The 13593-nt window shown below is 34.1% G+C and carries 15 protein-coding genes and 1 pseudogene; 11 read left to right on the top strand and 5 right to left on the bottom strand.

The features are described from left to right. The first annotated feature begins 121 nt into the window (after positions 1–121). Positions 122–805, top strand: coding sequence for a class A sortase (locus tag BW731_RS04225; protein ID WP_158080160.1), 684 nt, complete (start codon positions 122–124; stop codon positions 803–805). Positions 806–1031: 226 nt separating this feature from the next. On the opposite strand, the gene BW731_RS13065 is transcribed toward BW731_RS04225, so the two are convergent. Further along, positions 1032–1493, bottom strand: a complete 462-nt coding sequence (locus BW731_RS13065; RefSeq protein ID WP_408645961.1) for a stage II sporulation protein M — start codon at positions 1491–1493, stop codon at positions 1032–1034. 305 nt (positions 1494–1798) lie between these two features. Here BW731_RS13065 and BW731_RS04215 point away from each other — a divergent pair, with 305 nt between their 5' ends. After that, positions 1799–2938: a trans-sulfuration enzyme family protein gene (locus tag BW731_RS04215; RefSeq protein WP_079346002.1), complete on the top strand. Its 1140-nt coding sequence runs from the start codon at positions 1799–1801 to the stop codon at positions 2936–2938. 142 nt (positions 2939–3080) lie between these two features. Beyond that, entirely contained in the window at positions 3081–3614 is a 534-nt protein-coding gene (locus BW731_RS04210) for a GNAT family N-acetyltransferase (RefSeq protein WP_079346000.1), read from the top strand. 47 nt (positions 3615–3661) lie between these two features. On the opposite strand, the pseudogene BW731_RS04205 reads toward BW731_RS04210, so the two are convergent. The 3 genes and pseudogenes from BW731_RS04205 to BW731_RS04195 form a co-directional block, all read right to left on the bottom strand. Next, positions 3662–4098 (bottom strand): annotated as a pseudogene (locus BW731_RS04205) (MepB family protein). Positions 4099–4114: 16 nt separating this feature from the next. Then, positions 4115–4336, bottom strand: a complete 222-nt coding sequence (locus BW731_RS04200; protein ID WP_079345998.1) for a hypothetical protein — start codon at positions 4334–4336, stop codon at positions 4115–4117. 97 nt (positions 4337–4433) lie between these two features. After that, entirely contained in the window at positions 4434–4895 is a 462-nt protein-coding gene (locus tag BW731_RS04195; RefSeq protein ID WP_079345996.1) for a Dps family protein, read from the bottom strand. Between the two features lie 214 nt (positions 4896–5109). Here BW731_RS04195 and BW731_RS12590 point away from each other — a divergent pair, with 214 nt between their 5' ends. The 4 genes from BW731_RS12590 to BW731_RS04185 all read left to right on the top strand — a co-directional run bounded on the left by BW731_RS12590 (position 5110) and on the right by BW731_RS04185 (position 7631). Further along, the gene (locus BW731_RS12590; protein WP_158080159.1) at positions 5110–5274 is read left to right on the top strand and encodes a hypothetical protein; all 165 of its coding nucleotides are present in this window, start codon (positions 5110–5112) and stop codon (positions 5272–5274) included. A gap of 75 nt (positions 5275–5349) precedes the next feature. Continuing rightward, positions 5350–6354: a DUF4767 domain-containing protein gene (locus BW731_RS04190; protein WP_079345994.1), complete on the top strand. Its 1005-nt coding sequence runs from the start codon at positions 5350–5352 to the stop codon at positions 6352–6354. A gap of 102 nt (positions 6355–6456) precedes the next feature. After that, a complete protein-coding gene (locus BW731_RS12585) occupies positions 6457–6627 on the top strand; it encodes a hypothetical protein (RefSeq protein WP_158080158.1) in 171 nt (56 codons plus the stop codon). Positions 6628–6926: 299 nt separating this feature from the next. Continuing rightward, on the top strand, positions 6927–7631 hold the full coding sequence (locus BW731_RS04185; protein WP_079345992.1) for an AAA family ATPase: 705 nt from the start codon (positions 6927–6929) through the stop codon (positions 7629–7631). On the opposite strand, the gene BW731_RS04180 is transcribed toward BW731_RS04185, so the two are convergent. After that, a complete protein-coding gene (locus tag BW731_RS04180; RefSeq protein ID WP_079345990.1) occupies positions 7628–8002 on the bottom strand; it encodes a PaaI family thioesterase in 375 nt (124 codons plus the stop codon). The two genes, BW731_RS04185 and BW731_RS04180, sit on opposite strands and share 4 nt — an antisense overlap. Before the next feature lie 147 nt (positions 8003–8149). Here BW731_RS04180 and menB point away from each other — a divergent pair, with 147 nt between their 5' ends. From menB to menD, 4 genes are all read left to right on the top strand, one after another. Then, positions 8150–8965, top strand: coding sequence for a 1,4-dihydroxy-2-naphthoyl-CoA synthase (menB, locus tag BW731_RS04175; RefSeq protein ID WP_079345988.1), 816 nt, complete (start codon positions 8150–8152; stop codon positions 8963–8965). A gap of 13 nt (positions 8966–8978) precedes the next feature. Next, positions 8979–10403 carry an o-succinylbenzoate--CoA ligase gene (locus tag BW731_RS04170; protein ID WP_079345986.1) on the top strand — a complete coding sequence of 475 codons (1425 nt, stop codon included), beginning with the start codon at positions 8979–8981 and terminating at the stop codon, positions 10401–10403. 126 nt (positions 10404–10529) lie between these two features. Continuing rightward, positions 10530–11846, top strand: a complete 1317-nt coding sequence (locus BW731_RS04160; RefSeq protein WP_143592736.1) for an isochorismate synthase — start codon at positions 10530–10532, stop codon at positions 11844–11846. Next, positions 11830–13545 carry a 2-succinyl-5-enolpyruvyl-6-hydroxy-3-cyclohexene-1-carboxylic-acid synthase gene (gene menD, locus BW731_RS04155; protein WP_079345980.1) on the top strand — a complete coding sequence of 572 codons (1716 nt, stop codon included), beginning with the start codon at positions 11830–11832 and terminating at the stop codon, positions 13543–13545. The genes BW731_RS04160 and menD overlap by 17 nt, the downstream gene beginning before the upstream one ends. The last annotated feature ends 48 nt before the right edge of the window (positions 13546–13593 follow it).

Below are 13593 nucleotides of genomic sequence, written 5' to 3'. Positions count from 1 at the left end.
CCAATAATATGATATAATACATTATTATAATAACACAAAAAAAGGAATAAAGTATAAAATAATGAAAAAAAGAACCGAAATAAGAAAGAATAAACAAAAACTAAACAAAAAAAGGAGATTGATGTTTTTAATATCTTTTATTATTGTTTCTGTATCGTTAGTATTGTTGTTTGATCAAGAATTAACACAAATAGTTTTAAAAATGAATGGTTCACCAAGTATACATCAGACATCAACACATGATATAAAAAAGAATCAAAAAGAGTCAAAAAAAGATGATTTTAATTTTTCGAAAGCGAGTAGAGCTGATGTTACTTCAGCTTTAAAATCAACTTTTAAAGATGATAAAGTCCCTGTTTTAGGTGGCATTACGATACCTGATTTACATATTAACTTACCAATATTAAGAGGTGTGTCTGATTATGCTATTTTAATGGGAGCAGGAACGATGAAAAAAAATCAAGAGATGGGTGTTGGAAATTATTCATTGACTAGTCATCATATGTTGAACAAAGAAGTGTTGTTTGGTCCGATAATCAATGCAAAAAAAGAGATGCCAATTTATTTGACTGATTTAGAATATGTGTATGAATATACAATCAACGACATGTCATACATCCAAGCGACAGATGTACACGTCATTGACGACCATCCCAAAAAGGCAGAACTAACACTTATCACATGCGATGAAACTGGTGAAGGTAGATTTATGGTAAGTGCAGAACTTGTCAAAAAAACGTTAATAGATAAAGTCGATGAAAAGATTATGTCATCTTTTTATCAGAAACAAAATTTATATGAATAATGCGGTATGTTTTATATCGTGGTATAATTGAGCAAATGCAACTTAAAAATGTGAACAGTAAAGGGATGGTATAATGAGAAGTAGGAGGAACAGGAACAAATCTAAAACAAAACTAAGCTTTATTGACGTAATTTTGGAGTTATTATCATCAATACTAGTATTTTGGCCATAGTAAAAAACCTATGAAATGAGCACCTATTCGCCTCATAACATAGGTTTTATTAGTCTAGTTAAGTAAAGTCAATATTTTATCAGTTAAAAAGGTTTCTAAACAGGCTGCTATAATAATTAAAGGTAGGACATATCTGATATAGTGCAGGACACAACGTTTTAGTTCAAACCAGAAAGTCGTATTAATTGCCCTTTTGTGTAATTTATTTCTTATCCAGAGGTTTAGGTAATACAAGCTTGATGCCCAAATACAAAAGGCAGCTAGCTCTATAATAATATGAGGGATTGAAGCAATGATTAGATTTAATCCTGTACTGATTGAGTATGACAAAACAGCACCAACAACAATGCCACCTAACATCGCTGATAAAAAGGTATTAAAGAAATAAAGATATGGAACAGGGATTAGAGCAAGTACAAGCATAGAGAAGGGCACTTTTAATCCGTTATTGATGATGTATTGCATTACTTTAACTAATTTATTTGGCGTACTTGTTAACGTAGGGGTAGATTCTATGATACTTTTTAAATCAGGATGAATTATAAAGGTGATAAAACCTACTAATATGATAATCAGGAGTGTCGTGCGTAAATAAGTGGTGGATTTTTTTATATCAATTGATTTAATGAAAATAACCTCCTTAACTAAATTAATATTTTTAATGGTTTTATAATATCATATCTTTGAATTCTAGTAAGTTAATTATTGGTATTACTAAAATTAGTATCATGCTAATTGACATTATAAAAAAGGTGCGTTAGTATTATTAGAATTAAATGAGAGGAAATCAGAGATTATATTGATAAAAGGAGTGAATAAGGATGGAATTTGATTCATTGGTTGTTCAAGGTATACCAGCAGTTGAAAATGAAAAAGGATCCGTTGTCCCACCAATTCATTTGGCAACAACGTATGTACAAGAGTCATTATCAAGTTTCCAAGAATTTGGATACGGGCGAGGGGAAAATCCCACTCGATTTAATTTAGAAGCTTTAGTGAGCCAACTAGAAGGAGTGAAACATGGTTTTGCTTTTTCATCAGGTATGGCAGCAACGACAACTGTGTTTAATTTATTTAAACAAGGAGATAAAGTATTATTAAATTGTGATTTATATGGTGGAACTTATCGTTATGCAGATAAATTATTTACTCAACAAGGAATAGATTTTGAGTTAGTAGATGATGTTAATGACTTAACGGATGCAGATTTAACGCCTAATGTGAAAGCGATATTTATCGAAACACCATCAAATCCACTACTTCGAGTTATTGATATTCAAAAATTGAGTGATTTGGCTCATAGATATGATTGTTTGGTTATCATTGATAACACGTTTATGACACCGTATCTTCAACGATTATTTGAGTTAGGGGCTGATATTGTCGTGTATTCAGCAACAAAATATTTAAGTGGGCATTCAGACATTATTGCAGGGCTTGTGACAGTAGATGATGATGATTTGGCAGCTGAGATAAAGTTGTTACAGAGTACATTAGGAAATATTTTAAGCCCAACTGATTCATATCATTTGATTCAAGGGATTAAAACATTAACAGTCCGCATGGATAAACAAGAGGAAAACACAAAGAAAATCATTGAGTTTCTTGAAAAACATCCTAGAATAGCAAACGTCTATTATCCTGGTTCATCATCAGCCGTTGAAGCCCAGATTCAGAAAAAACAAGCTTCAGGTATAGGAGCGGTATTTTCAATCGAACTAGTGCCAGAAGCAAGTCCAGAAAAATTCGTTGATGCATTGGATATTATTAATTTAGCAGTTAGTTTAGGTGGAGTAGAGAGTTTAATTTGTCACCCAGCTAGTATGACTCATGATTATTATAGTTCAGAATTACGTGCAAAAATCGGTATATCAGAAGGCCTACTTAGATTAGCCATAGGAATTGAAAACGCGGATGATTTAATTAAAGATTTAGAGCAAGCTTTAGATAAAGCAGTTTAATACAGATTTTGATATTTAAAAATATTAAAGGAAGTGATTCATATGGAAAATAAAAAAAGAAGACTTAAAGGCATCTTGGTCGTAATGAATTTAAGACTTATGAGTGAAGTAAACGACTAAATTATATATTTAGGGGATTAGAATGACAAAAATTGAATTAGCTATGATTAATGAAGAAGATTTACTTGATATTTGGGAAATAAGTTATGGGCCAAAAGCAGATTTAGAATGGATGAAGTATAATGGTCCATATTTTAATGACCCTATTATGAATTGGGAAGAATTTTCTTCTGGATTTGGAAAAAGTTTGATTAATGATCCTTTAAGTAAAGCGATACTTTTTAACAATAAGATTGTTGGATTAGTGACTGCTTATTGGGAAGATGGAGAGTTGAAGCAATGGTTGGATATAGGGATTTTAATATATGATTCATCTTTATGGGGGAAAGGGATAGGTAGTGTCGCTCTATACCAATGGATAGTCCATTTATTTAATTTATTCTCTTATTTACCACATATAGGTTTTACTACTTGGTCTGGAAATGAAGGGATGCAAAAGATTGGCGAAAAGTGTAATATGGAAAAAGAAGCAGTAATAAGAAAAGTCAGGTACTTAAACGGAGTATACTACGATTCAATTAAGTATGGAATTTTAAGAGAAGAGTTACTTGGATAAATAGCAATAAAAGCAGATAGGAGTATATTACACTCTTATCTGCTTTTTTATGTACTCAAACTTTTAAAGTAATGTGATTGCCACTCTTGTGTTTTTAGTGCTGTTTGGTTTAAGTTAGACTCCCATGTAGGATAAACTCTGATCCCTATTTTTCCTTTTTGAGATTTTGTTTGTAAAATGTTTTTTGTAACAACATCTCTTTTGGAAACATAAAAATACCTTTTTTATCGGCGTCGATAATCCAAACTAGTGTTATATCTGGGGCATCTTCATATGAGAAAGCTTGATTTTTCAATTGGTCATCTTTTTCCCAAAAAGCGACAAAGTAACCAGCTTTTTTCGGTGTTTTATTAGCTAAACGACTTCTGTAAAACTTCGTATCATGATAGAAACAGACTCCTTCATATTCAGCATTTTGTTTTTCATTGATTAAGGAAGGAGAGTGAAAATGGTGATTAAGATAGGGTAAAGATTGCACAAACATCATCCTTTATGAGTGCTTATTTTTGTTGATTCAGATAATCCATTACGAACCCAATAATAGAAAAGGCAATAAAGAGAAGTGGGATAATAATTAATGGTGTTTTAAGTAACAGATTTTTATCAATGATGCCATTCATAATGCCCTGGTCAATCAATAGATAATTAATATAGCTTAATAATTGTAAAGTAAACAATAATAATAGTCCGATTGTTAAACTAACTAGATAGTATTTTTTCATGTTAAAGTCTCCTTTTAAAAAAATAATACAGGAATTAATAATTTATAGCAAAACAAAGACAGACCAAACGATGTATGGTCTGTCTTTGTTTCAACTATTAAAGTCCAGGAGCTTTATTAAGTGTCGCTTGTAGCATCCAAACTTTTTTCTCAAGGTCTGTTTTGAAAGAGATGAAAATATCTTGTGTTCCTAAATCGCCTTCTTTTTCACTTACTTCAATACCTTTTTCGTAAACACCAATTAAATAGTTGTATCCTGCAACTAGTGTTTTAAGTCTTTCTGGAATAGGTTTGTCATAAGTTCCTTTTTCATCTTTAATACCAGTGTTATCAATAAATTCTTGTAATGTAGAGTATGGAGAACCACCTAAAGTGATGAGACGCTCGGAAATTACATCTAATTGATCGTTGATTTCATCCATATACTCATCCATTAAAGGATGCAAAGATAAAAATTCAGGACCTCTCATGCACCAATGTGTCTGGTGGATCACAACTGAAAACTGACTTAAATCTGCTACTAACTGATTCAATGTACGTTTAGTTTCTTCTAATGTCATAAATATCACCCTCCTATAACTAATGATACACCTAATCCGTATTAATTTCCAAAATTAAGAGTTAAGTTAAAGAATTGTTTTATTAGGTATATCCTACAATTGTCCTTAAGCTTGGCAAGTAGACACACATGGAAAAAATTTTACTGATAAAAATAAAGATGATTTAAAGCAATACATCGTTGATAGTCCCTCATATGATGGAGTGGTAGTTCCGATGATTATTTTTATTAGTGATGACGGATTTACGCAGCATCATGTGGGAACGTTGGATGATCATGATGCTACAAAAGACACGATGAGTAAAAAGCAACAACGATATTTAACTGAACTATTACAAGATATGCTAACGATTTATGAACAACATAATGACAAAAAATAAGGTGTATTTTAATTAGATATAGAGAGTTTATAGTGTATAATTAATATCATAAATAAAAACAAAAAGGAGACAGAAATGACTAAACGATTAAGAAGTTTTATAGTATTAGGTTTGGCTTTGGTCGTGATGACAGCATGTGGGAATAGTGACACGTTTGATCAATCAATGCAAAAAACCAAAGAAGCCATTATAGAGAAAAAATTTGAACAAGCTGAAGGGTTTGTTGAGATGGCTTTAGAAAGTAAACCAAAAGATGATGAAGCTAAAAATTATCAAACACAGCTAAAGCACTACAATAAAGCTTTAGAATACAAGGAAGCAAAAGATAAGGAAAAGGCACTATCTGAACTAGACTCAGTTATTAAAATTAAAAAAGGATCAAATAAATTAGTTGAATATGCTAAAAAAGAGAAAGAAGAAATAGAAGCAACAAAGACATCTGAATCAAAAGAAACAGATAAAAAAGAAGAAAGTTCTAATAAGAAAGAAGAAACTGACAATTCTTTATGGAATGATGCCAAAAAAGATAGTTTGCGAGGATTTATGTCGCAATTTAGTAATAAAATGGGGCAAAACTACAAAGAATATAACCAATCAAATAGTGTTGACTTATATGGTTTAAAGGTTCCTGGTGATATTTTCAACGGGACATGGACAATGGCAATCAATAATCAACCAGTACAAGTAGAGTGGTCAGAAACAGGTGAGGGAAGTGCACCTTATCAGCTAGTAGCTGTTTATTCAGATGCTGATACACAACCTTATTTACAAAAACATGTATACTTCTTTATCATAGAAAACGGTCAGCCAAAAGTATATGTAACACAACAAAATCAAGGTAACAATGAAAACTATCTACATTTTAGTGAAACACAAAACCCTGATATTAAGGCTGGTTTTAGTCAGATTGTAGGAGGAGATGTAGCAAAGTCAACTAAATCAACATCAACAAGTTATGAAAACAATAAATTATTAGCAGCAAAAGTATTGATAAAAACGGCTAGTTTAAGTGAATCTAGAGTGAATGAATTATTAAATTCAACCACAACTTACAGTTTATATCCAAATAAATCTTTATAAATCTGGGAAACGGGTGTTTATTTACCGGAAGATGTAATTGTTATTTCAGGAAACCCTCTAGCGGCTGGGATGTTTACGTACCACAATAATGGAGATGGAACTGTGACTTCGTATCCTGTTCCTAGTCATTATCAAGATAAAGAGTGGGACGATCCTGTAAAAGGGAAAGAGCTTGCCAATAAGGTAATTTCAGATGCGTCAGTTATTAACATTAAAGATGTTTCAGATGACTTAGCCAATAAGCTTATGCCAATCATTGAGAATGATATATAGGTTTTAATAATAGTTATATTTTTGGTAAAATGAGTATAGTATGTTATAATGTATGTAATATGAAAAATATTTATTAAGCGAAATTTGGAGTATTTTAAAGAAATTTATTCAAACTGGCGTAGCTATAGGGCTACAAGGATGCAATAGAGGTTCGGGATTGCGTCGTTTAAATGAGAAGTAAATCTAAATGTAGTAAATAGTATCTCACAACTTTACAAATTAAATATTGATTAGTTAGATAGCCTGTTTTCCTATAAGGAAAACAGGCTATCGTTCATTACATAAAGGTGGGTGAAGAAATGTACATTAAACAATTATACTATGAGGGAATAGAAGAAGGAGATTTTCCTTACAACTTACCATTTATTAAAGATATAAATAATTTATTATTTACTAAACCAATCACGTTTATTACAGGAGAAAATGGCGTTGGAAAATCAACTTTTCTTGAAGCTATCGCTGAGTTACTAGGATTAAATTTAGAAGGAGGCTCAAAAAATAATCACTTTATTACTCGAGAAACACATTCTGATTTGGCAAAAAGTTGTCGATTGATACGCTATGCTTCTTATGCTAAAGATTATTATTTTTATCGGGCCGAATCGTTTTATAATTTAACCACTGATTTAGATGATTTAGGAGTATCAAGTAATTTGTTTGACAGGTCGTTGCACTCTTTTTCTCGAGGGCAATCGATTAAGGCACTTGTTCAAGAACGTTTCTTTGGTCATGGCATTTATTTGTTTGATGAGCCCGAGACAGGACTGTCACTACAATCACAATTAGAGTTAATGGTGATGATAAACGATTTAGTGAAAGCTGACTCTCAATTTATTATATGTACGCATTCTCCCATACTATTGATGTTTCCCGAAGCAAACATTATAGAGATGACAGAAGAGGGCGCCAAAAACATATCACTAGAAGAATCGCAAATAATCGAACAATGGGACATGGTATTTAACAGAAAGAACCACTTTTTTCATCAATTATTTGATTCTTAATTTATCCTTTTTACCATCAGCGTGCATCTTCCCACGCTGATTTTTTGTTGTTTTTGATTGGTGATTTCAGCTTGCCAAACTTGTGTTGTTTTTCCGATATGATCAGGGATGGCTACAACCGTTAACGTATCACCTTTGACGGCACTCTTAAGGTGATTGACTTGAATATCAAGTCCCACAGCAACTTGCTTGGTCGTATCTATTGACTCATTTGCTCCAATACTTGTTGCTGTTTCAATCAAAACAGCATTCATCCCACCGTGCATTAAGCCAAAAGGTTGTAGGTGTTTCCCATCAACTACCATAGTTAAGGTGACCTTTTCTTTTGAAACGTCTTTGATTTTAATGTCTAAATAATCTAAAGCATTCATTTGTTATCAGTCCTTTGATTTTAGTAGCTAGATTATAACATTGCAAAGTATTTTATAAAAGTTTATTAGTAATAAGCATCAATTCTACTATTTCAGATAAGATTGTGTATAATTGGTGAGTAGAAAATTAAGGGGGAACTTTATAAAATGTATGATTGGAAAACAATTAAAGAATATGATGAAATTTTATTCACACAACATGGGAAAATAGCGAAAATTAGTATTAACCGTCCGCATGTACATAATGCATTTACACCTAAAACAGTATTTGAATTAATAGATGCGTTTACAATTAGCCGTGATATGACAGATATTGGGGTGATTATTTTAACGGGAGAAGGTGAGTTAGCCTTTTGTTCTGGTGGTGATCAAAAAGTACGTGGACATGGTGGATATGTTGGAGAAGACCAAATCCCTCGTTTAAATGTTTTAGATTTACAACGATTAATTCGCGTCATTCCAAAACCGGTTATTGCAATGGTTAAAGGTTGGTCCATTGGTGGCGGAAATGTGTTGCAATTAGTGTGTGATTTAACAATCGCTGCTGATAATGCCATGTTTGGTCAAACAGGGCCTAACGTTGGAAGTTTTGATGGTGGTTATGGTTCAGGTTATTTAGCACGTGTGGTTGGTCATAAGAAAGCCAAAGAAGTTTGGTTTATGACAAAACAATACACAGCTGAAGAAGCTCTTGAAATGGGTTGGATTAACACAGTTGCACCTCTAGATAAAGTAGAAGACGTGACGATGGAATGGGCTGAAGAATTACTAACTAAAAGTCCAATTGCGCTACGTATGATTAAAGCGGCGATGAATGCAGATACAGATGGCTTAGCTGGTATCCAGCAATTAGCAGGAGATGCGACACTTTTATATTACACAATGGACGAAGCCAAAGAAGGCCGCGATTCGTTTAAGGAAAAACGTGATCCTGACTTTGATCAATTTCCAAAATTCCCATAAAAGAGTGAAGACAATGTTACCATGGTTAACAGCACAACTAGAAACACATCCAGAAAAAATTGGGTTATATACTATTAATCAGACTTGGACACTAGCAGAGATTGCTAGTGAAGTAGATGAATGGACCAAAAGAGTGCCGGTGTTTTTATCAGAAAATGATAAACGCGTCGCTATTTTGAGTCACAATTCAAGTGACATGTATTTTTTAATCTTGGCTTTGTGGTCCTTAGGAAAAGAAATTGTCTTTTTAAATACGCATCTAACGACTCAAGAATTGTCCTATCAACTGGAAGATTCTGGGGTGAAAGCGATATTTGTCGCAGATGATTTAAAAGAAAAAAGGTTCAATCACGTTCAGTTGATTTCTTTTTCGGATATCCATTGTCAACCACTGCGTGATTCAATTAGTTATCCAACGTTTTCAGTCGATGCAACAGCTTCTATTATGTATACTTCAGGCACAACTGGTAAGCCTAAAGGTGTGATCCAAACGTTTCGTAATCATTTAGCAAGTAGCATGGGGACACAAAAAAATATGAACATCACGGCTCAAGATGTTTGGGGATGTGCTGTTCCAATGTTTCATATTAGTGGTTTATCCATTGTTGTTCGTCAGTTAGTGATAGGGTGTGGAGTGTATCTCTTTGAAAAATTTGATGCACCTCTTATGTCTCGTTTGTTTAAAACAGGAGACATAACCGTTTCATCAGTTGTTAATGTGATGCTCAAACAATTATTACAAGCCTATCCAAAGCAAGGCTACTCTGATAAGTTTAAATGTTTACTTGTTGGTGGCGGACCTGTTTCTAAAGAGATGCTACAAGATTGTTTTAGCAAAGACATTCCCGTGATTCAGTCCTTTGGTATGACTGAAACGTGTTCACAGGTAGTGGCATTAGGATATGATGATGCCCTTCAAAAAATTGGGTCATCTGGCTTACCATTAGATGGGATAAGTCTTGTCATTAGAAAAAATGATGAAACCTGTGAACCAATGGAAATTGGTGAAATACTATTATCTGGTCCCAATATTTCCCCAGGTTATCTAAATAAATCATCGTCATGGACAACAGATGGTTACTTTAAAACCGGTGATTTAGGTTATCTTGATGAGGGCGGATACTTATATGTTGTCAGTCGCTTGAGTGAACTCATTATTTCAGGTGGGGAAAATATCTATCCAGCTGAAGTTGAACAATGCATAGCAAGTTTATCCGGTATAAAGGAAGTCGCTGTTGTAGGAGAGCATGACGATACATGGGGTGAAGTTCCTGTAGCGTATATTGTGATGGACGAAACGATAGATATAGAGAAGATAAGTGAAACTTGCCTTAACTTTTTAGCAAAATATAAATGCCCCAAAAAATATTATGTTGTTGATGCCTTACCACGTACAGCTAGTGGTAAAGTGGCAAAACGATTATTAGTAAATGAGTAAAAGAAGCGCCAGCCATCTTGATAGGTATGGTTGGCTTCTTTTCATTGTATTAAAGGAGTTTTAATTCATGTTTAATATACCAAATGATGTTAGAAAATTAGAGATAAAACAGCCAACGTTGGTTAGTTGGGTAGTCAATTTACCCGACACTTCAGAGGCTGTTGTGCATTATTTTTATCAAGCAAAAAAGTATTTACCACTCGTTATGTTTGGCAAACACCAGATGCGTCGTTTTCTATTGTGGGGTTAGGTACATGTAAAGAATATGTGGCAAAAGATTACAGTGATATGGCTATTAGTCGTGAAAAATTGTCTAAAAACACGATAACGAATGCTAAACATAGTGGAATTGGACCTGTTTTTTTAGGTGGATTTCCTTTTGATAAAACTGTCGATAGTCAAAAAACATGGCAAGAGCTAGGGGATGGGTATCTTTTTATACCTAAAATCATGGTAACCCAAACAAATGATAATCGCTTTTTAACGTTCAATATGATTGTAGAATCAAGTAATGACTTAAATACACAGTGGGAAAACATCGTGACATTGTGGAACACGGTTAGTCAAAATAAACAATCTGAGTCACCAACTCGTCAACAGATACAAGCTAATGAAATTCATGTTCCAGAGTGGTTAGAGACGGTTGAACTGGCGATTGATGAGATAACCTCTGATAATGATATTAGAAAAATTGTTTTAGCACGAGAGTTGTTTATAGAGGCAGCAGAGGTATTTTCAGTGAATGATATTTTAAAAAATTGTCTAGAGCAACAAGAAAATACGTATGTTTTTGTTTTAGAGCATAACGAGAATGCTTTTATAGGTGCAACACCAGAAAGGTTGTTGTTACTACAAGAAAATAATATTTCAACAGCGTGTGTAGCAGGATCTATCCCACGTGGAAAAACAGTAGAAGAAGATAATCAACTTGGGAGTCAATTATTAAATGACATGAAAAATCAAGTGGAGCACCAAATCGTTGTAGAGGCAATCGAGCGTGATATGAGCCAGATTACTGAAACGTTATCGGAAAAAGGTCAGCCATCATTATTAAAAAACAGAGACATACAACATTTATTTTACCCATTTAGTGGCGAAAAAAAAGCTGATATATCATTTTTTTCAGCTATCGAGCAGTTACATCCAACGCCAGCATTAGGTGGGCAACCCAAAGAGTTGACAACAAAATGGATTAGAGAGCATGAACCAATCAATCGTGGCTTGTACGGAGCCCCAATTGGTTGGAGTTCGGTGATACTTGAGGAAGGTGAATTTGCGGTAGGCATTCGTTCGGCACTTTTATCAGGAAAATCAGCAACGCTATATGCAGGCTGTGGGGTTGTAGCAGACTCTATTCCTCAAGAAGAATTAAAAGAAACACGTGTGAAATTTCAGCCAATGTTACGTGCGATAGGAGGAGAAGAAAATGTCACATCAAAGTAGTATGACAAACTATATCAATTCATTCATCCAAGGGTTGATTGATGGTGGAGTAACTCAAGCAGTGATTAGTCCAGGGTCTAGGTCTACGCCCGTGTCCATTTTATTGCACCAACGTTCAGAAATAAAAACCTATATTGATGTCGATGAACGTTCAGCTGGATTTTTTGCTTTGGGGTTGAGTAAAGCAAGTCAAAAACCAGTGGCTTTAGTGTGTACATCAGGAACAGCGGCGGCAAATTATTTACCTGCCGTGTCTGAGGCGAAGCAATCGAATGTACCGCTTGTTGTGGTGACAACAGATCGCCCACATGAATTAAGAGATAACGGTGCACCACAAACGATGAATCAACTTAATATGTATGGTTCACAAGTTAAACAGTTTGTTGAAATGGCGTTACCTGAAGGAACAGAAGAGATGTATCAATATGCTTACGTTCAAGGAGCAAAATTATCAAATCTATCTTATTCATTGCCACAAGGACCTGTTCATCTGAATTTACCGTTAAGAGAGCCACTATTACCTGATTTAGACTTAGCTGTTCCAAACGTTAAGTCAGTTCATACAATGACTGGAAAAAGGTGTCTATCAAAAGCTGAGATTGAAACGATAAGCCAAAACTGGTCGGGGAAAAAAGGCATTTTTGTTGTAGGGCCATCATTTGATGAGGAAGCAGTGAGACAATTAGTTGACTTGGCAGAACAATTAGGTTGGGTTATTCTAGCTGATCCGTTAGCGAATATTCGAACTTTTGGCATAGATAGTCCAACAATTTCACCATACTATGATACGTATTTACGTTATGTCAAAGAAAATATGACACCTGATATCATTGTGCGATTTGGAAAACTACCTGTGTCAAAACCGTTAAATCAGTGGCTCGCGACATTTACAGGTGATTATTATCTAGTAGAATCTGCAACAGAATGGTTAGATGCATCAAAAATGATGACAACATTAATCGTGTCAGATGAAGTCGACTTTTTATCCAACATATTAGAAACCCAGTTACAAAGGGCTGATGAAAGTTGGCTAGAATTATTTAATAAATTAGACCAAATCGTTGTAAACAGCATAAAAAGCCAAGATACAACATTGTTTAGTGACGGTAATATCACCCAAGTCGTTTATCGCACGATGCAAGAAAATGATCAGTTGTTTGTCTCAAATAGTATGCCTATTAGAGATTTAGATACATATCTTCCTGTGACGAAAAAAAGAGTGACTATTTATGGTAATCGTGGCGTAAACGGAATAGACGGGGTAACCTCAACTGCTTTAGGTGTGGCAGCAAATGATACAACGCGTCATACACGACTATTGATAGGGGATTTATCTTGTTTTCATGACACGACAGGCTTGGCGATGGTGACAAAATATCAATTACCTATTACAATTATTGTAATCAACAACGATGGTGGGGGGATATTTTCAATGTTATCTCAAAAGGACTTACCGACATCTTTGTTTGATGACTTATTTGCTACCTCAATTAATGTTAATTTTGAAGCTATGGCTAACATGGTATCGCTAGATTATTCATCTGCTGAATCCTTAAATGAGTTAGAAAGCTTACTTAACGACCGTCCGAATTATCCAAAATTGATTGAAGTTCGTACTAATCGAGAAGAAAACGCAGAGTTAAGAAGAGTGTTTCAACAACAAGTACGTCAGACAATAGAACGTGATATGACATGCTAATAAGCGTCAGAGATTTAGACTATTATATCAATTATGTAACCGAGTTCG

Source organism: Vagococcus martis, assembly GCF_002026305.1.
Lineage (GTDB): Bacteria > Bacillota > Bacilli > Lactobacillales > Vagococcaceae > Vagococcus > Vagococcus martis.
This window is presented reverse-complemented; position numbering and strand designations above follow the sequence as displayed.